Raw genomic sequence first — 19,222 nt, forward strand, 5'->3', positions numbered from 1 at the left:
TATCAATCTTTTTCAGATAACAAAAATCTAGATAGATGGCAATAAAATATTTTATTAAAATTAATAGAAATCCCTTGACAAAGCCATTTCGGGGGGGGGGGTATAATAGATAGTTGTATGATAAATATACTCAAAAATCGGATTATGGCTATAGGGGAACATTAAACCAATATGAATAGATATAATAGGGAAGAATTGCTTTATATGTTTGGGTATTGTTTTCAAGTTTTAAAAACAGTATCGGATTTGGAGCAGGCTATTTCGGCTGAACAAAATAAAGCCTATGATGGCATTATGGATAAATATTATAGAATTAAAAAAGTATTTAACATAATTATCATCAGCATTCTTATAATAGGTTTTATGTATAAGTCGATTAAAGACAGTTTAGTGCCAACTATATTTACTTTCCATATAGCTATAGCTTATGCTTTGTTACAGTTTGCGTTTTATCCTATTTTTGCTATTGTAAAAGCATTTTATAATCATTCTGCCAAGAAGGAATTTTCAAATGCTTATGATAATGATGCTTCTAACAAATATCGCCAAAAAGGTGTAGAACTGTTGAGAGATAAGCAGTTCCTTGACTATAAAGAAGAAATTCCAGAAGATTATTTTAATATGGATGACCTATATCTCTTATATAGTTATCTAGAAACTTATAGAGCTGATAACTTTAAAGAAGCAGCTAACTTACTGGCGGAAGAAAAACACCGTGAAAGAGTGGAATACAATCAGGAAGTAATGCAAAGTAGTTTAGCTACTATCCAAGATAATGTTCGTTATCAATCTGTAATTCAGACAATTCAATTATTAGAGACAAGGACTCATCATAGGATTATAGAAAACAGGTAATCAGAGGATTAGAATACTGAACTTTGTTCCTCTTAGGAGAACAGGTTATAATTTTGAAAATGAATCATGAATTTTATACTAGGAGAATATATGCAAAAGAAAGATATTTTATTAGGTGCTGCTTTAACTTCTGTTCTTGTCGGTGCCGATGTTGTTAATACTGCTGTTCAAGCGGATGAACTTACACAACCAATAGAATCAACAACTACACACAAAACACCAGTTACTGGTCAAGATTTGACTAAGGCTCAAGAAGTTGCTAAATCAGCGCAATCAACAGTTGACCAAAAGACTGCCAATGTGAAAGTTGCCGAAGACCAACAATCAGCCACTACAAAAGCTGTTACAGATGTCAAAGAAGATGTCAAAACTGCGCAAAATGCATCTGCAATTGTCGAAGAACAAAACAAGGTAATTGAGGCTAAAACTGAGCAAAAATCAGAACTCAATACCGAACTTTCAGACGCAAAAACTGCCGAACAAACAGCAAAAAATGAATTCGTAGCAGCTCAACAAGCCCATGATAACGCTACAAAAGCTGTCACATTAGCAGAGAGAACTGTCGAAGACAAGAAAGCTGCTTTGAACCAAGCAACTGCGACAACTAGTCAAGACCCTAAAGAAATCCAAAAAGAATTGGATGATGTTAATAGTCAAGTGACTGCAAAATCTACACAAATTGCTGCAACGACTAGTCTCATTGATGCCAAACAACAAGAAGTGGATAATTACAAACCAATTATCAAAACGATTGATTTAAATCCATCTGAACGTAATGCAGTAGCTCATGACAATCTTATGGATTACGAGCATAATCGTAACAATGTGCCAAAAGATGCATCTGGTAACCCAACAATGGAACCTGTCAACTTCCAAGGTGTCAAAATCGTTGAAATCGAAGCAACTCAAGATATGTTGGATTTCCAAAAAGCACTTGAAGACTACCGTAAGGCACCATATGACTTTGCAACTCGCACTTACAAGAAACGTCCAGTATTCCGCTACAAAGTGGATAACCGCGGATTGTCCCAAGCATTTGTTAAATTGTTGAATGAATTACGTGAAGCAAACGGTGTCGCAGGGTAATATGCAAGTGGATGACGCTTACTTGGATTACGCCCAACAACGCGCTAACGAGATGCAACGTAATAATGTATTGAGTCATAAGACATCATTGACTGCGCCAGGGGATAAAAATGAAAAAGGTCTCGAAAATGCCAGCGATGGTTTCGGAGAGTTTACATCTTCCGAAGATGGATATATCCATTTTAATCGAATTGAAACAAATGAAACGTTAGCTTACGATATGCTACTTAGATGGTATGATAAATACACAAACGTAACAGGTGCCAATCACGGGCACCGCCGTTCACTTCTAGCGCCTATGGGTGGTAAGATGGGTCTAGCACTTGCTAATATTGTGGGTTCTAATGATACATCACGCTATGCCGCATTTGAAAATAATGCACATACTGGTAGCACATATTCAACTGATGAAGACGGCGCAACATATCTTGAAGAAGAAAGTGAGTCCAGCAAGAAATTCTGGGATAACATCCATAACTTCAAAGATGATGCACTAAATCCAACTTTCTACGGTCGCAAAATGAAATTCATCGCAGACCATCACTTTGTGTTCGTAACTCGTAAACAAGAAGGCGATAACAGCTCTCTTGTACGCGATTTAAATGACCTAAAAGCTCTCAAAGAACACCAAGAAGATGAACGAAACGCACTTGTAGCGCGACAAACTGCATTAGCTGGCAAGTTGTCAGCGGCTACACGTAGTCAAGAACAACGTGCTGCGGCTATTACAACTGCAACAAACGAATTAAACAAGGCAACTTCAACTCTTGCGACTGCTAAGTTAGCTGCCCAAGCAACTACAGAAACTCTTGAAGAAAAGAAAGTTGCAGCTGACCGTGCTACAAATTACGTCAAACATTTGACTGGACGCGTAGCGGCTGTCCAAGGTGAAATCAATAAAGCAACTGAGGCTCGTGATAAGGCAGCTCGCCTGCAAGGCCAATTGGGTGACTTGAATGCTAAATTGGCTAAGGCTGAAGAAGATAAAGCAGCTGCCGACAAACGTGTGGCGGACGCAAAAGTTGCGCTTACACAAGCTCAAAAAGCACTTTCTGACGCTAAATCTAATGTTCAACGTTTGACTGATATTCTTGCAATTGACAAAGCTCTTGCAGTTTATCAAGACACAACAGGTGTAGTTTCTGCAGTTACGCGTGAAACACCAAGTGTTGAAGAACTTCCAGCTTTTGATTTGAATGCCGAATTGAATGGTTACAAAGTGACCCAAAATGAAGATGGAATTGGTGCCACAACAGTTGACACACCAACTGTAACACTGACAGAACTTCCAGCTTTTGATTTGAATGCCGAATTGAATGGTTATAAGACAAGTCCAAAACATGCTGGTGCTAGACCGAATGACACGCCATCTCAAATATTACCTACGTTTAGTAGAAAAGATGCGACTAAACAGGAGTTACCAAATACTGGTAGTTATTCTCGAGTGGAACGTCAGATAGCTCTCGGTGGATATACTATTTTGGGATTAATTTTAGGATTTACAATTCAACGTAAACGTGAACGCTAAAAGGGATAAAATTTGTCATTTTTATAAGGTTGTTTTAAGAGCCTTGGACAAAATAGTTCTCAACCACAAAAAAGCTAGAGGTTTCCAATTGCGGAACTCTAGCTTTTTAATTGTGACTATTAGTCCGTCTCGCTCCGTTAGGTGCGAGATAAAAAAACACCCGCTATGCGGGTGCGCGTCGAAGGTTATACTAAAAAACTCCAAACGCGATACAATAAAGGTGTTCAAGCCAATTGTAAAGCGAAAGGAGAAAAATATGGCACAAAATGCTCATAGTTTATCGCACACAAAGTGGATGTGTTCTATCACATTGTGTTCACCCCTAAGTATAGACGAAAAGTCATCTATAATCAATATAGGAGTAGTTTAGGAGAAATATTCCATCGCTTGTGTAGTTATAAAAGTGTTGAAATTATCGAAGGACACTTGATGCCAGATCATGTACATATGTTAGTAAGTATCCCACCAAGGATAAGTGTGGGTTATTTAAAAGGAAAAAGTGCACTCATGATGTTTGACAAACACGTCAATCTCAAGAACAAGTTTAGGAATCGACATTTCTGGGCGGAAGGTTATTATGTAAGTACAGTAGGGCTTAATGAAGCCACAATAAGTAAATACATCCAAGATTAAAGAAATTATCCAGTGGATGATTTCTTCACGAGTATAAAAATTTGAGAACGAGTAAAGCATGATATAGCACTAGATAAATTGAGTGTAAAAGAGCATGAGGATCCCTTTAGGGATAGTGGTAAGTAATACTAAAGCCTCTTTGAGAGGCAAGTGACGAGTCAAGAGCAATAAGGCTTGAACAAAGTGAAAGCCAGCGTCTTTAGGCGCTGGCTGGGAATTTGGGCTTATAGCGTTCTGATGCAAACTAGCCGTTAGACCGGGGGTGATTGGATTGTTACCTTGAACGGTATACGTTGAAACGCTGTATGCAGAACGACAGGTACGGTGGTATGAGAGGCTCTAGAAATCACCCCTTACTCGAAAGGCAGTATAGAAGTTTAAGCCTTATCCAATTGTAAGAGAACTTCAATCTCTGCTAGGGTGCTAGCTTGTGAAATAGCTCCACGGAGTTTGGCTGCGCCAGATGTTCCACGGAGGTAGTGAGGAGCGAGTCCTCGGAATTCACGAACTGCGACATTTTCCCCTTTGAGGTTAATCAAGCGTTTCAAGTGTTCGTAGGCGATTTTCATCTTGTCTTCAAAAGTCAAATCAGGGAGGATTTCTCCTGTTTCAAAGTAATGGTTGATTTGGTTGAAGAGGTAAGGATTTCCCATGGCAGCGCGGCCAATCATGACTGCATCAGCACCGACTTCTTCAATGCGTTGTTTGGCTTCTTGGACTGTACGGATGTCACCGTTGGCGATAAATGGAATCTTGGTCAGAGCTTGGGCAACCTTGTGAAGGGTCTCAAGGTCTGCGTGACCAGTGTACATTTGTTCACGGGTACGGCCATGCATGGCGAGGGCAGAGACACCAGCAGCTTCAGCAGCTAGAGCATTTTCCACAGCTAGAGATGGATCAGACCAGCCTGTACGCATTTTAACTGTGAGGGGTATGTCAAGGACTGATTGAACTTTGTTAATAATAGAGTAGATTTTATCAGGATCCTTGAGCCACATAGCCCCAGCTTCGTTTTTTACGATTTTATTAACTGGGCAACCCATGTTGATATCCACGATATCGGTCTTGGTATTTTCTTGGATGAATTCTGCTGCGCGTGCTAGGCTGTCTTCATCGCTACCAAAAAGTTGGATAGAGACAGGGTTTTCGCCTTCATCGATATGAAGCATGTGAAGGGTTTTTTCATTGTTGTATTGGATTCCCTTGTCAGAGACCATCTCCATGACAACGAGCCCAGCTCCGAGCTCTTTTGCGATAGTACGAAAGGCTGAGTTGGTGACACCAGCCATGGGTGCTAGAACGGTACGATTGGGAATCTCAACATTGCCAATCATAAAAGGTGTATTAAGATTTGTCACGAATGAGTTCCTCCAGGTCGTTTTCATCAAAGTTGTAAGTTGTTTGGCAGAATTGACAAGTGATTTCTGCCCCGTGGTCTTCGTCCTTCATTTCCTGCAAGTCTGAGCTTGGGAGACTAGAAAGAGCCTTCATAAAGCGTTCTTTACTGCAGTCACATTGGAAACGAATCTCTTCTTCAGACAAGCGTTTGTATGGCTCGTCACCATAGATGGCTTTAAGAAGAGCTTCGATATGGTCGTCGCTTTCTAGAAGGGTTGAGATAGCTGGCATTTCTTGGATGCGTTTTTCAAAACGTGCAATTTCTTCCTCTTTGGCATTTGGCAATACTTGTAGCAAGAAACCACCTGCAACCTTGACCTTATCGTCTTCGTCTAAAAGGACATTAAGCCCTACAGCTGAAGGGGTTTGTTGGCTTTCTGTCAGGTAGAAAGCGAGGTCTTCACCGATTTCTCCAGAGATAAGAGGCGTCATGGAATTATAGGGATTTCCAGTGCCATAGTCTGTAATCACTAGAAATTGACCGTTTCCGACAAAAGGTCCAACGAGGACTTCTCCTGTTGCAGTCTTTTTAATGTCAACTCCAGGGTTTTGAACGTAGCCTTTGACGTTTCCCTTGGTATCAGCGATGGTGATGATAGCACCTAGAGAGCTAGAGCCCAGTACCTTCACTGTTAGTTTGGTACTCCCTTTTTCATTGGCTGCGAGAATCTGGCTAGCGATAAGAGTTCGACCAAGCGCTACAGTTGAGCTAGCTTGGGTTCGGTGTTTTTCTTGAGCAGTGCGAACGGTTTCTGTGCTATCAAGGACAAAAGCACGAAAGGCTCCGCTTTCTGATATAGTTTTAATAATTTTATCCATAGCTACTATTTTAGCATAAAAATGCCCAAAGGGGGAGTGCTGTGTTTGCTGATTCTGAGGATTATTTGAGTTTGAAACTAGGGAAAAACTGAAAAAGATAAACAGATTATTTTAGCATTTTTTTAATTTATGCTATGCTTGAAGAAGAAAATGAAAGGGGTAATAAATGTATTTAGGAGACTTGATGGAAAAAGCTGAAGCTGGTCAATTTTTAGTCCTTTCTTTTTTATTGCAGGAGTCACAAACGACCTTAAAAGCACTGATGGAGGAGACGGGATTTTCAAAAGCAACCCTAACAAAATATGTCACCCTGCTCAATGACAAGGCTTTGGACAGTGGTTTGGAGCTGAATATCTCCTTAGAAGATGAAAATTTGCGTCTGTCAATCGGTGCAGCTACCAAGGGGAGAGATATTCGGAGCTTGTTTTTGGAGAATGCTGTTAAATACCAGATTTTGGTCTATCTCCTCTATCACCAACAGTTTTTAGCCCATCAGCTGGCTCAAGAATTGATGATTAGCGAGGCTACGCTTGGTCGTCACTTAGCTAGCTTAAATCAGATTTTGTCAGAATTTGATTTATCCATCCAAAATGGACGGTGGCGAGGTCCAGAGCATCAGATTCGTTATTTCTATTTTTGTCTTTTCCGTAAGGTCTGGTCAAGTCAGGAGTGGGAAGGTCACATGCAGAAACCAGAGAGAAAACAGGAGATTGCTACACTAGAAGAAATCTGCGGTGCAAGTTTGTCTGCGGGGCAGAAATTGGACTTGGTTCTCTGGGCTCATATCAGTCAACAACGTCTCCGTGTCAATGCCTGTCAGTTTCAAGTCATAGAAGAGAAAATGCGAGGGTATTTTGACAATATTTTCTACCTTCGTTTGCATCGAAAGGTTCCGTCCTTTTTTGCTGGACAACACCTTCCTCTAGGAACTGAGGATGGGGAGATGATGATTTTCTTCTCTTTCCTCCTATCTCATCGCATTCTTCCTCTTCATACTATGGAATATATCCTTGGTTTTGGAGGGCAGTTGGCCGATTTGCTGACACAGTTGATTCAAGAAATGAAGAAGGAGGAGTTGCTGGGGGACTACACAGAGGACCATGTCACCTATGAACTCAGTCAGCTTTGTGCTCAAGTCTATCTATATAAGGGTTATATTTTACAGGATCACTATAAGTACCAGTTAGAGAATCGTCATCCTTATTTACTGATGGAACATGATTTCAAGGGGACGGCAGAGGAGATTTTCCATGCCTTGCCCCCTTTTCATCAGGGGACGGACTTGGATAAAAAAATACTTTGGGAATGGCTCCAGTTGATAGAGTATATGGCTGAAAATGGTGGTCAGCATATGCGGATTGGTCTGGATTTAACATCTGGTTTTCTTGTCTTTTCAAGAATGACTGCTATCTTGAAACGCTATTTGGAATACAATCGTTTTATTACTATTGAAGCCTATGACCGAACTCGCCATTATGATTTGCTGGTTACAAATAACCCTATTCATAAAAAGGACCAGACTCCAGTATATTATTTAAAAAACGACTTGGATATGGAAGATTTGGCAGGGATTCGTCAGATACTATTTGCTTAAAAGGCTTGGGAATCCAGGCCTTTTTTGTGAAATTCTCACAATTTTATCAATTTTTTTTAAAATTTTAAAAAACTTGATAAACAAGAAAGCGCTTTATTTTGTATACTAGTTACTGTAAAGAGGGAATAACCTCAAGATCTTTATCAGGAGGACAGCACATGTCACAAGAAAAATACATCATGGCCATTGACCAAGGAACTACCAGTTCTCGTGCCATTATTTTTAACAAAAAAGGGGAAAAGGTCAGTTCAAGTCAAAAAGAATTTACACAAATCTTTCCACAAGCAGGTTGGGTTGAGCACAATGCCAATGAAATTTGGAACTCAGTCCAGTCAGTAATCGCTGGGGCTTTTATCGAAAGTGGTATCAAGCCAAATCAAATCCAAGCTATCGGGATTACCAACCAGCGTGAAACAACTGTTGTCTGGGATAAGAAAACAGGTCGTCCTATCTACAACGCAATCGTTTGGCAGTCACGCCAGACAGCACCTTTGGCTGAGCAACTAAAAAGCAAAGGCTATGTAGAAAAGTTCCATGAAAAGACTGGTTTGATTATTGACGCTTACTTCTCAGCGACTAAGGTTCGTTGGATTTTGGACCATGTAGAAGGCGCTCAAGAGAGAGCTGAAAAAGGGGAATTGCTCTTTGGTACCATTGATACTTGGTTGGTTTGGAAATTGACTGACGGTGCGGCTCACGTGACTGACTACTCAAATGCAGCTCGTACCATGCTTTATAACATTAAAGAACTCAAATGGGATGATGAGATTTTGGAAATCCTCAATATTCCTAAGGCTATGCTTCCAGAAGTTCGTTCTAACTCTGAAATCTACGGTAAGACAGCTCCATTCCATTTCTACGGCGGTGAAGTGCCAATCTCAGGTATGGCTGGGGACCAACAGGCAGCCCTCTTTGGACAGTTGGCTTTTGAGCCTGGTATGGTCAAGAATACTTACGGAACAGGTTCTTTCATCATCATGAATACTGGTGAAGAAATGCAGTTGTCTGAAAACAACCTCTTGACAACGATTGGTTACGGAATCAACGGCAAGGTTTACTATGCCTTGGAAGGTTCTATCTTCATCGCAGGAAGTGCCATTCAATGGCTTCGTGATGGACTTCGTATGGTAGAGAACTCACCAGAATCTGAAAAATACGCTCGTGATTCTCACAATGATGATGAAGTTTATGTAGTTCCAGCCTTTACAGGACTAGGAGCACCATACTGGAACCAAAATGCTCGCGGTTCTGTCTTTGGTTTGACTCGTGGAACAAGTAAGGAAGACTTTATCAAGGCAACTCTTCAATCAATTGCTTATCAAGTACGTGATATCATTGACACGATGCAAGTGGATGCTCAAACAGCTATTCAAGTATTGAAAGTGGATGGCGGTGCAGCTATGAACAACTTCCTCATGCAGTTCCAGGCTGATATTTTAGGAATTGACATTGCACGCGCTAAAAACTTGGAAACAACAGCTCTAGGTGCAGCCTTCCTAGCTGGTTTGGCAGTTGGTTACTGGAAAGACTTGGATGAGTTGAAACTCTTGAATGAGACAGGAGAACTTTTTGAGCCATCCATGAACGAATCTCGCAAGGAACAACTCTACAAGGGCTGGAAGAAAGCTGTGAAAGCAACTCAAGTCTTTGCGGAAATCGACGACTAATACTGGAAGAATAAAGCGACTCAGTTAGAAAGTGTGTAAATATGGAATTTTCAAAGAAAACACGTGAATTATCAATTCAAAAAATGCAGGAACGTACCTTGGATCTCTTGATTATCGGTGGGGGGATCACAGGGGCTGGTGTAGCTTTACAGGCGGCAGCTAGTGGTCTTGAAACTGGTTTGATTGAAATGCAGGACTTCGCAGAAGGAACATCAAGCCGTTCAACAAAATTGGTTCACGGAGGTCTTCGTTACCTCAAACAATTTGACGTAGAAGTTGTATCAGATACGGTTTCAGAACGTGCAGTGGTTCAACAAATCGCACCACATATTCCAAAACCAGACCCAATGCTCTTGCCAGTTTACGATGAGGATGGAGCGACCTTTAGCCTCTTCCGTTTGAAAGTAGCTATGGATCTTTACGACCTTTTGGCAGGTGTTAATAACACGCCAGCTGCTAACAAGGTTTTGAGTAAGGAAGAAGTCTTGGAACGCCAGCCAAACTTGAAGAAAGAAGGTTTGGTAGGAGGTGGGGTTTACCTTGACTTCCGTAACAACGATGCGCGTCTCGTGATTGAAAATATCAAACGTGCCAATCAAGACGGTGCCCTCATTGCCAACCATGTTAAGGCAGAAGGCTTCCTCTTTGACGAAAGTGGCAAGATTACTGGTGTTGTAGCTCGTGATTTGTTGACAGACCAAGTCTTTGAAATCAAGGCCCGTCTGGTGATTAACACAACAGGTCCTTGGAGTGACAAAGTACGCAATTTGTCTAATAAGGGAACCCAATTCTCACAAATGCGTCCAACTAAGGGAGTTCACTTGGTAGTGGATTCAAGCAAGATCAAGGTTTCACAGCCAGTTTACTTTGATACAGGTTTGGGTGATGGCCGTATGGTCTTTGTTCTCCCGCGTGAAAACAAGACTTACTTTGGTACAACTGATACAGATTACACAGGTGATTTGGAACATCCAAAAGTGACGCAGGAAGATGTAGATTATCTACTTGGCATTGTCAACAACCGCTTCCCAGAAGCCAATATCACCATTGATGATATCGAAAGTAGCTGGGCAGGTCTTCGTCCATTGATCGCAGGCAATAGCGCTTCTGACTACAATGGAGGAAATAACGGAACCATTAGTGATGAGAGCTTTAACAACTTGATTGCGACTGTTGAATCTTATCTCTCTAAAGAAAAAACGCGTGAAGATGTTGAGTCTGCTGTCAGCAAGCTTGAAAGCAGCACATCTGAGAAACATTTGGACCCATCTGCAGTTTCTCGTGGTTCGAGCTTGGATCGTGATGACAATGGCCTTTTGACCCTTGCTGGTGGTAAAATCACAGACTACCGTAAGATGGCTGAAGGAGCTATGGAGCGCGTGGTTGACATCCTCAAAGCAGAATTTGACCGTAGCTTTAAACTTATCAACTCTAAGACTTACCCTGTTTCAGGTGGGGAATTGAACCCAGCAAATGTTGATTCAGAAATCGAAGCCTTTGCGCAACTTGGAGTGTCACGTGGATTGGATAGCAAGGAAGCTCACTATCTCGCAAATCTCTATGGTTCAAATGTACCGAAAGTCTTTGCCCTTGCTCATAGTTTAGAACAAGCACCAGGACTCAGCTTGGCAGATACTTTATCACTTCACTATGCAATGCGCAATGAGTTGGCTCTTAGCCCAGTTGACTTCCTCCTTCGTCGTACCAACCACATGCTCTTTATGCGTGATAGTTTGGATAGCATCGTTGAGCCAGTTTTAGATGAAATGGGACGATTCTATGACTGGACAGAAGACGAGAAAGCAACTTACCGTGCGGATGTTGAAGCAGCCCTTGCTAACAACGATCTAGCGGAATTGAAAAATTAAGAAAAACTAGAAGAGAGGGAGACAAGCCTTCCTTGCCTTCCCTCTCCTTCTTTAAAATGGAGACAACGATATGATGAAAGAATTATTTGGAGAATTTTTGGGGACTTTAATCCTGATTCTTCTAGGAAATGGTGTTGTTGCAGGTGTGGTTCTTCCTAAAACCAAGAGCAACAATGCAGGTTGGATTGTGATTACTATGGGTTGGGGAATTGCTGTAGCCGTTGCGGCTTTTGTATCTGGCACGCTCAGCCCAGCCCACCTAAATCCAGCTGTAACGTTTGCGATGGCCTTAAAAGGAACGCTCTCTTGGGCTTCCGTTTTCCCATACATCCTAGCTCAGTTCGCAGGGGCTATGCTGGGTCAGATTTTGGTTTGGTTGCAATTCAAACCGCATTATGAGGCAGAAGAAAATGCAGGCAATATCCTGGCAACCTTCAGTACTGGACCAGCTATAAAAGATACTGTATCAAACTTGATTAGTGAAATCCTAGGAACTTTTGTATTGGTATTAACAATCTTTGCTTTGGGACTTTATGACCTTCAAGCAGGAATCGGAACCTTCGCAGTGGGAACTTTGATTGTCGGTATCGTTCTATCACTAGGTGGAACAACAGGTTGTGCCTTGAACCCTGCGCGTGACCTTGGACCTCGTATCATGCATAGCATCTTGCCAATTTCAAACAAGGGAGACGGAGATTGGTCTTACGCTTGGATTCCAGTTGTGGGACCTGTTATCGGTGCAGCCTTGGCCGTGCTTGTATTCTCACTTTTCTAAGATAAAAGAGCTATTTGTAACAAAGTTTGAGATTGGATTCTCAAACTTTGTTGTTTTTTGAGGGCAAAACATTAATATTTTAACTTGTCTTAAAATAAGCTAAAATGTGCTTTCTAAAAATGGTAAACAGTTGAAAATAGAGGGAATAAAGTGGTAAAATGGGAACAAGAAAAAATAGTAATTGTTTGTGGAAAAATTGACGGAAATTTACAGAAAAGAAATCGATCATGGATAGAAAGAAACCATTATATATTTTTTTAGGGCAAACGGTCCTGTATTTTATTGTTTTACTGGGTTTGCTTTACTTTTTTAGTTACCTAGGTCAAGGTCAGGGAAGCTTTATTTACAATGAATTTTAGTTTAAAGGAGAAAAATCATCGTGTCTAATAAGCCGATAAAAGATATGATTGAAGCGATTGAATATTTCGCCCAAACTCAACCTACCTTTCCAGTCTATAATGTTCTTGGTGAGGAACGTACCTATGGTGATTTAAAGGCTGATTCAGATAGTTTGGCTGCAACCATTGATCAGCTAGGATTACCTGAAAAATCTCCAGTAGTCGTTTTTGGTGGTCAGGAGTATGAGATGTTGGCTACCTTTGTAGCCTTGACCAAGTCAGGTCATGCCTACATTCCAATTGACAGTCATTCGGCCTTGGAGCGAGTTTCGGCTATTTTAGAAGTGGCAGAGCCAAGTTTGATTATTGCTATCTCAGACTTTCCATTGAAGCAGGTTTCTACACCGATGATGAATCTAGCTCAGGTTCAAGAAGCCTTTGCTCAAGGGGCAAGCTATGAGATGACGCATCCGGTCAAAGGGAATGATAACTACTACATCATCTTTACCTCAGGGACAACTGGGAAACCAAAAGGGGTGCAGATTTCGCATAATAACCTTCTCAGCTTTACCAACTGGATGATTACGGATAAGGAATTTGCGACGCCAAGTCGTCCACAAATGCTGGCTCAGCCACCTTATTCTTTTGACCTGTCTGTCATGTACTGGGCACCGACCTTGGCACTTGGTGGTACACTTTTTGCCCTCCCATCAGCCATTACTCAAGACTTTAAGCAACTCTTTGCGACCATCTTTTCTCTTCCGATTGCTATCTGGACTTCAACACCATCTTTTGCAGATATGGCCATGTTGTCTGAAGATTTCAATGCTGAAAAGATGCCAGGCATTACTCATTTTTACTTTGATGGGGAAGAGTTGACAGTTAAAACAGCTCAGAAATTGCGCAAGCGTTTTCCAAATGCACGCATCATTAATGCATATGGACCAACGGAAGCAACAGTTGCTTTGTCAGCAGTCGCTATTACAGATGAGATGTTAGTAACTTTGAAACGTCTTCCAATTGGCTACACCAAAGAAGATTCTCCAACCTTTATCATTGATGAGGAAGGGAACAAATTGCCAAATGGAGAACAAGGGGAGATCATCGTATCTGGACCTGCTGTTTCAAAAGGCTACATGAACAATCCTGAAAAAACAGCTGAAGCCTTCTTCGAATTTGAAGGTCTTCCAGCCTATCATACGGGAGATGTGGGAACTATGACAGATGAAGGTCTCCTTCTCTATGGTGGACGGATGGACTTCCAGATCAAGTTTAACGGTTACCGCATTGAGCTAGAAGATGTTTCTCAAAACTTGAATAAATCTCAGTATGTTGAATCCGCTGTTGCAGTTCCACGTTACAACAAAGACCACAAGGTTCAAAACCTCTTGGCCTATGTTATCTTAAAAGATGGCGTCAAAGAACAATTTGAGCGCGAAATTGATATCACGAAAGCTATCAAGGAAGACTTGGAAGATATTATGATGTCTTACATGATGCCATCTAAGTTTCTTTATAGAGAGGAATTGCCACTGACTCCAAATGGCAAGATTGATATCAAAGGATTGATTAACGAGGTGAATAATAGATGATGGATTTCCTGAAACAGCTGCCTCATATTGAGCCGTATGGGAATCCGCAGTACTTTTTGTACGTGATTACTGCTACCTTGCCCATCTTTATCGGTCTTTTTTTCAAAAAACGCTTTTCTTGGTATGAAATACTGGTTAGTCTCTTCTTTATCGTTACCATGTTGACGGGTGGCAAGACCAATCAATTAGCTGCCTTAGGAATCTATCTAATTTGGCAAATGGTACTGGTTCTTTTTTACAAGCATTATCGAAAAAATAAGGATGGCAAGTGGGTTTTCTACTTAGTTAGTTTTCTGTCCCTACTTCCGATTATCTTTGTCAAGGTGCAACCAGCTATCAATGGAACGCAGTCTTTGCTTGGATTTTTGGGAATTTCTTATCTGACGTTTCGTTCGGTTGGGATTATAATCGAGCTGAGAGATGGAGTGATTAAGGATTTCGCACTCTGGGAATTCCTTCGTTTCCTTCTCTTCATGCCGACTTTTTCAAGTGGTCCTATTGATCGTTTCAAACGTTTTAATGAAAATTATCAGACAATTCCAGAGCGCGATGAGTTGATGGATATGCTAGCCGAGTCCGTTCGGTATATCATGTGGGGATTTCTGTATAAATTTATCCTAGCTCATATTTTAGGCGAGATTTTATTGCCACCGCTAAAGAATTTAGCTTTACAAACAGGTGGCTTCTTTAACTACTATGTAGTTGCAGTCATGTACACATTTGGTCTGGAGCTCTTCTTTGACTTTGCGGGTTACTCTATGTTTGCTATAGCTATTTCAAATCTGATGGGAATTCGTAGTCCGATTAACTTCAACAAACCTTTCTTGTCAAGAGATTTGAAAGAGTTTTGGAATCGCTGGCACATGAGTTTATCCTTCTGGTTTCGTGACTTTGTCTTTATGCGCATGGTCATGGTGATGACGAGAAAGAAGCTTTTTAAGAATCGAAATGTGACTTCAAGTGTCGCCTATATCCTGAACATGCTCCTTATGGGGTTCTGGCATGGGATAACTTGGTTTTACATTGTCTATGGACTCTTTCATGGGCTAGGTTTAGTGATTAATGATGCTTGGGTTCGAAAGAAAAAAACGCTCAATAAAGAACGTAAGAAAGCAGGGCAAGCTCCCTTGCCTGAGAATCGCTGGGTTCAGTTGCTTGGCATGGTTATAACCTTCCATGTCGTAATGATTTCATTCTTAATCTTCTCTGGATTTTTGAATGATTTATGGTTTAAAAAATAAAAGGAATTAAAAAATGGATATCAAATCAGAAGTTATTGAAATTATTGATGAATTGTTTATGGAAGATGTTTCTGACATGATGGATGATGATCTTTTTGATGCGGGTGTCTTGGACAGTATGGGAACAGTTGAATTAATCGTGGAAATCGAAAATCACTTTGATATTCGTGTCCCAGTTACAGAATTTGGTCGTGATGACTGGAATACAGCTAATAAAATCATAGCAGGAATTACGGAGTTAAAGAATGCTTAAGCGTTTGTGGGTGATTTTCGGGCCTGTCTTTCTAGCGGGCTTGTTGGTGTGCCTTCTTATCTGTTTCTATCCAAGTAGCCCAAGTCATAATCTCATGGAGGAAAAATACTCTGCCGCTTCGATAAGTGCAGAAAGCTTTAAGGAAAGAAGTCAAAAAGTAAGAGCTCTTACGGATCCTGATATGCGTTTTGTGCCTTTTTGTGGATCTAGTGAGTGGATGCGTTTTGATAGTATGCATCCAGCAGTACTAGCTGAAAAGTATGACCGTTCTTATCGTCCTTACTTTATGGGACAGGCAGGAGCAGCTACCCTCAGTCAGTATTTTGGAATACAACAAATTACATCCGAACTTGAAAATAAGCAAGCGGTATTTGTCATTTCTCCACAGTGGTTTACAAAAGAAGATCATGACCCGACTATTTTCCAAACTTATTTTAACAATGACCAGTTGACTGCCTTTTTAGAGAATCAATCTGGGGATGCAGCCTCTCAGTATGCTGCCAATAGACTCTTAAAGCAAAATCCTGGTGTTTCTATGAAGAGCATCGTTGAGAAATTAGCTAAAGGAGAAAAATTATCAGAGTTCGACCAAAGTATGATTAATATTTCGTCGCAATTAAATGAGAAACAATCAGCTCTTTTTGGACAATTCTCCATTCGTGGACGATTAAGGTACAAAGATCATGTTGAGAAATATTTGAGCAGTCTCCCAGATCAATTTTCTTATGAAGAATTGGAAAATATCGCTCGAAAAGAGGGTGAAGAAAATACGACCAATAATGATTTGGGAGTAGAGAACCATTTTTACAATACTAAGTTAAAGAAAGATTGGAAAAAATGGGAAGGATCTCAAAAGAATTTTAACTTTCTCCAATCAACTGAGTACAATGATTTGCAGCTAGTGCTTGATCAATTTGCCAAGTCTAAGGTTAATGTGCTCTTTGTCTTTCAACCTGTCAATCAAAAATGGATGAACTATACAGGTTTGAGCGAAGAAATGTATCAACACTCTATTGAAAAAATTCGTTACCAGTTGGAGAGTCAAGGCTTCACCAATATCGCTGACTTTTCAAAAAATGGTGGAGATCCCTACTTTGTTAAGGATACGATTCATATCGGTTGGTTAGGCTGGTTGGCGTTTGATAAGGTGGTAAATCCCTTTTTGAGCAATCCGACAACAGCACCTAATTACCAGATGAATGACCGTTTCTTTAGCCAGGATTGGGCAAATTACGATGGGAATATTAAAGATTTTCAATAATATAGAAAAGGAGTTTGAACTTTTTGTTCAGACTTTTTTTATGAAATGTCAGATAGATTACCTTCAAAAAGGTTAAAAGTTTTAAAATGATGCTAAATAGCGTATAATGGTAGAAGAAAGAAGAGAAAGGGATTTCAATATGAATAAACGTTTTTTGTTGCCAGTCCTATCGACAGCCCTATTAGCTCCAGCCTTCTTAGCTGGACAGGTCTATGCTGAAGAAAATACTAGTACTTCAGAAGCTACAGAAGTTGTAAATACTGCAGAAGCACCAGTAGTAGCAGCGACTCCTGAGGTTGTTACAAGTCCGGCAACGCCAGCTGAAGAAGCTGCACCTCAAAAAGAAGAAGCAGATACTGTTATCTTGCACACCAATGACGTGCATGGTCGTATCGTAGAAGAAAAAGGAGTAATCGGAGATGCCAAACTCGCGACAGTTATTGAGAAGGAGCGAGAAAAGGGCAACCAAACGACTCTAGTGGTGGATGCAGGTGATGCCTTCCAAGGTCTACCGATTTCAAACTCTACAAAGGGTGAAGCTCGCGCCAAAATCCTAAATGAGATGGGATACGATGCTATGGCTGTAGGAAATCATGAGTTTGACTTTGGACTTGATGAAGTTAAAAAATACAAAGAAATTTTGAACTTCCCATTGCTCAGCTCAAACACTTATGTGAATGGCGCTCGTCTATTTGAAGCAGCAACAATTGTTGATAAGAATAAGGATGTTGAAGGTGATGAATTTGTCGTCATCGGTGTGACAACGCCTGAGACAGCTACTAAGACCCACCCTAAAAATGTCAAAGGAGTAACCTTTACAGAACCTATTGCCGAGGTTAACAAGGTTATCGAAGAGATTCAAGCTAAAGCCTTGGCAGAAGGCAAAGACTACAAACACTATGTTGTCCTTGCTCATTTGGGAGTTGATACAACAACACCAGTAGAATGGCGTGGTTCTACTCTTGCAGAAGCACTTTCAAAAAATCCTCTTTTGAAAGGTAAGCGTGTTACAGTGATTGACGGTCACTCTCATACAGTAGAATCGACTACCTATGGGAACAATGTGACCTACAACCAGACAGGAAGCTATCTCCATAATGTCGGAAAAATCACTTACAAATCTCGTCAATTATTGGGTAATCCTTCACTCATTGCAGCTGCTGATGCTAAGAAATTGGAAGCTAATCCAAAAATTGAAAAACTTGTCAAGGACATCAAACAAAAGTATGACGCTGAAAATGCTGTAGAAGTTGTTTCAAATAGCCCAGTTGAATTGAACGGTGACCGTGAAAATGTCCGTGTCCGCGAAACTAACCTTGGAAATGTTGTCGCAGATTCTCTCTACCAGTATGGTCAAACAGGCTTTAGTCATCCGACGGATATCGCTGTGACAAACGGTGGTGGCTTGCGTGAAACGATTGCCAAAGATAAGCCAATTACAAAAGGAAATGTCATTGCGGTTCTACCATTTGGGAACACAATCTCACAAATTCAAGTAACTGGTCAGCAAGTTCTGGATATGTTTGAAAAATCACTCGGATCTATCTTGCAGGTTGATAAGGCAGGAAAAACTGTTCTGGATGAAAATGGTCAACCATTGCTAGAACCAAGTGGCGGCTTCTTACAGATTTCAGGAGCCAAGGTCTACTACGATACAAACCTAGCTGCAGGCAAACGTGTCTTGGCTGTTCAAGTTAAGAATCGTGCGACTGGTCTTTATGAAAAACTAGATTTGGAAAAAGTCTACTACCTAGCAACCAATGACTTCCTTGCAGCAGGTGGTGACGGTTATACCATGCTTGGTGGTGCCAGAGAAGAAGGTCCTTCAATGGATGCTGCCTTTGAAGATTACCTTAAAACAGCAGATTTGACTCAGTATGAAAAGGTAAATCCAAACTCACGCACGATTTCTGTGGATTCAAAAACATTTACATTGCCTGAAGAAGGTAAAGAGCAAGATCCAGCTAAACCAGTAGAAGACCAAGCAACAAAACCGACTCAACCGTCTACTGTAAAAGTTGATTATAAGGTTGCAGATAAATTTGCTAACAAGACAGTCGTATCAGAAAAATTACTTCCTAATACAGGTAGTGAACAATCTATTTTCATGATGCTATTGGGTATGATTCTTGGAGCGACAGCCCTCTGGACTAGCCGTAAACAAGAAAAATAATTCGGCTCTCTGTCAACTGTAGTGGGTTGAATAAAAAGCTAACATCTGGAGAGGACAATCGTTGTCCTCTCTATTTTTATATTAAGAGCGATGAAAATTCGTTTCTTAAAGTTGTCAAAGTTCCTAAAACCAAAGGCATTT

Annotated in this window: 15 protein-coding genes and 1 pseudogene; 14 read left to right on the forward strand and 2 right to left on the reverse strand. The window is 40.7% G+C overall.

Features of this window, described 5'->3' with window-relative positions:
• Positions 1-171 precede the first annotated feature (171 nt).
• From QM406_RS00745 to tnpA, 4 genes and pseudogenes are all read left to right on the forward strand, one after another.
• The gene (locus tag QM406_RS00745; RefSeq protein ID WP_414273126.1) at positions 172-855 is read left to right on the forward strand and encodes a hypothetical protein; all 684 of its coding nucleotides are present in this window, start codon (positions 172-174) and stop codon (positions 853-855) included.
• Positions 856-945: 90 nt separating this feature from the next.
• A complete protein-coding gene (locus QM406_RS00750) occupies positions 946-1,941 on the forward strand; it encodes a hypothetical protein (RefSeq protein ID WP_414273127.1) in 996 nt (331 codons plus the stop codon).
• Positions 1,907-3,469 carry a hypothetical protein gene (locus QM406_RS00755; RefSeq protein ID WP_414273128.1) on the forward strand — a complete coding sequence of 521 codons (1,563 nt, stop codon included), beginning with the start codon at positions 1,907-1,909 and terminating at the stop codon, positions 3,467-3,469. The genes QM406_RS00750 and QM406_RS00755 overlap by 35 nt, the downstream gene beginning before the upstream one ends.
• Before the next feature lie 256 nt (positions 3,470-3,725).
• Positions 3,726-4,228 (forward strand): annotated as a pseudogene (tnpA, locus tag QM406_RS00760) (IS200/IS605 family transposase).
• Between the two features lie 251 nt (positions 4,229-4,479).
• Here tnpA and dusB read toward each other — a convergent pair.
• Together dusB and hslO are read right to left on the reverse strand one after the other, a co-directional pair.
• A complete protein-coding gene (dusB, locus tag QM406_RS00765; RefSeq protein WP_414273129.1) occupies positions 4,480-5,460 on the reverse strand; it encodes a tRNA dihydrouridine synthase DusB in 981 nt (326 codons plus the stop codon).
• Entirely contained in the window at positions 5,447-6,319 is an 873-nt protein-coding gene (gene hslO, locus QM406_RS00770) for an Hsp33 family molecular chaperone HslO (protein WP_414273130.1), read from the reverse strand. The genes dusB and hslO overlap by 14 nt, the downstream gene beginning before the upstream one ends.
• Before the next feature lie 166 nt (positions 6,320-6,485).
• Here hslO and QM406_RS00775 point away from each other — a divergent pair, with 166 nt between their 5' ends.
• The 10 genes from QM406_RS00775 to nt5e all read left to right on the forward strand — a co-directional run bounded on the left by QM406_RS00775 (position 6,486) and on the right by nt5e (position 19,081).
• Positions 6,486-7,913: a helix-turn-helix domain-containing protein gene (locus QM406_RS00775; protein ID WP_414273131.1), complete on the forward strand. Its 1,428-nt coding sequence runs from the start codon at positions 6,486-6,488 to the stop codon at positions 7,911-7,913.
• Positions 7,914-8,071: 158 nt separating this feature from the next.
• The gene (gene glpK, locus QM406_RS00780) at positions 8,072-9,580 is read left to right on the forward strand and encodes a glycerol kinase GlpK (protein WP_414273132.1); all 1,509 of its coding nucleotides are present in this window, start codon (positions 8,072-8,074) and stop codon (positions 9,578-9,580) included.
• Between the two features lie 41 nt (positions 9,581-9,621).
• Entirely contained in the window at positions 9,622-11,448 is a 1,827-nt protein-coding gene (gene glpO / locus QM406_RS00785; protein WP_084862640.1) for a type 1 glycerol-3-phosphate oxidase, read from the forward strand.
• A gap of 70 nt (positions 11,449-11,518) precedes the next feature.
• Positions 11,519-12,223, forward strand: coding sequence for an MIP/aquaporin family protein (locus QM406_RS00790; protein ID WP_020902151.1), 705 nt, complete (start codon positions 11,519-11,521; stop codon positions 12,221-12,223).
• Positions 12,224-12,450: 227 nt separating this feature from the next.
• Complete coding sequence (locus QM406_RS00795; protein ID WP_075232369.1) at positions 12,451-12,582, forward strand: teichoic acid D-Ala incorporation-associated protein DltX; 132 nt, start codon at positions 12,451-12,453, stop codon at positions 12,580-12,582.
• A gap of 20 nt (positions 12,583-12,602) precedes the next feature.
• On the forward strand, positions 12,603-14,153 hold the full coding sequence (gene dltA / locus QM406_RS00800; protein WP_414273133.1) for a D-alanine--poly(phosphoribitol) ligase subunit DltA: 1,551 nt from the start codon (positions 12,603-12,605) through the stop codon (positions 14,151-14,153).
• Entirely contained in the window at positions 14,150-15,394 is a 1,245-nt protein-coding gene (gene dltB / locus QM406_RS00805) for a D-alanyl-lipoteichoic acid biosynthesis protein DltB (protein ID WP_049549334.1), read from the forward strand. The genes dltA and dltB overlap by 4 nt, the downstream gene beginning before the upstream one ends.
• Positions 15,395-15,407: 13 nt before the next feature.
• On the forward strand, positions 15,408-15,647 hold the full coding sequence (gene dltC, locus QM406_RS00810; protein ID WP_049549333.1) for a D-alanine--poly(phosphoribitol) ligase subunit DltC: 240 nt from the start codon (positions 15,408-15,410) through the stop codon (positions 15,645-15,647).
• On the forward strand, positions 15,640-16,908 hold the full coding sequence (gene dltD, locus QM406_RS00815; RefSeq protein WP_414273134.1) for a D-alanyl-lipoteichoic acid biosynthesis protein DltD: 1,269 nt from the start codon (positions 15,640-15,642) through the stop codon (positions 16,906-16,908). The genes dltC and dltD overlap by 8 nt, the downstream gene beginning before the upstream one ends.
• Before the next feature lie 139 nt (positions 16,909-17,047).
• Positions 17,048-19,081: a cell surface ecto-5'-nucleotidase Nt5e gene (gene nt5e / locus QM406_RS00820; protein ID WP_414273135.1), complete on the forward strand. Its 2,034-nt coding sequence runs from the start codon at positions 17,048-17,050 to the stop codon at positions 19,079-19,081.
• Positions 19,082-19,222 lie beyond the last annotated feature (141 nt).

Source organism: Streptococcus infantis (genome assembly GCF_047465035.1).
Lineage (GTDB): Bacteria > Bacillota > Bacilli > Lactobacillales > Streptococcaceae > Streptococcus > Streptococcus infantis_T.

Excerpts from the sequence above, each read along its gene's own strand:
- dltC (WP_049549333.1), top strand. The coding sequence starts at position 15,408 with ATGGATATCAAATCAGAAGTTATTGAAATTATTGATGAATTGTTTATG.
- QM406_RS00755 (WP_414273128.1), top strand. The coding sequence starts at position 1,907 with ATGAATTACGTGAAGCAAACGGTGTCGCAGGGTAATATGCAAGTGGAT.
- QM406_RS00775 (WP_414273131.1), top strand. The coding sequence starts at position 6,486 with ATGTATTTAGGAGACTTGATGGAAAAAGCTGAAGCTGGTCAATTTTTA.
- QM406_RS00790 (WP_020902151.1), top strand. The coding sequence starts at position 11,519 with ATGATGAAAGAATTATTTGGAGAATTTTTGGGGACTTTAATCCTGATT.
- nt5e (WP_414273135.1), top strand. The coding sequence starts at position 17,048 with ATGAATAAACGTTTTTTGTTGCCAGTCCTATCGACAGCCCTATTAGCT.
- hslO (WP_414273130.1), bottom strand. The coding sequence starts at position 6,319 with ATGGATAAAATTATTAAAACTATATCAGAAAGCGGAGCCTTTCGTGCT.
- QM406_RS00750 (WP_414273127.1), top strand. The coding sequence starts at position 946 with ATGCAAAAGAAAGATATTTTATTAGGTGCTGCTTTAACTTCTGTTCTT.
- QM406_RS00795 (WP_075232369.1), top strand. The coding sequence starts at position 12,451 with ATGGATAGAAAGAAACCATTATATATTTTTTTAGGGCAAACGGTCCTG.
- glpO (WP_084862640.1), top strand. The coding sequence starts at position 9,622 with ATGGAATTTTCAAAGAAAACACGTGAATTATCAATTCAAAAAATGCAG.
- dltB (WP_049549334.1), top strand. The coding sequence starts at position 14,150 with ATGATGGATTTCCTGAAACAGCTGCCTCATATTGAGCCGTATGGGAAT.
- dltD (WP_414273134.1), top strand. The coding sequence starts at position 15,640 with ATGCTTAAGCGTTTGTGGGTGATTTTCGGGCCTGTCTTTCTAGCGGGC.
- glpK (WP_414273132.1), top strand. The coding sequence starts at position 8,072 with ATGTCACAAGAAAAATACATCATGGCCATTGACCAAGGAACTACCAGT.
- QM406_RS00745 (WP_414273126.1), top strand. The coding sequence starts at position 172 with ATGAATAGATATAATAGGGAAGAATTGCTTTATATGTTTGGGTATTGT.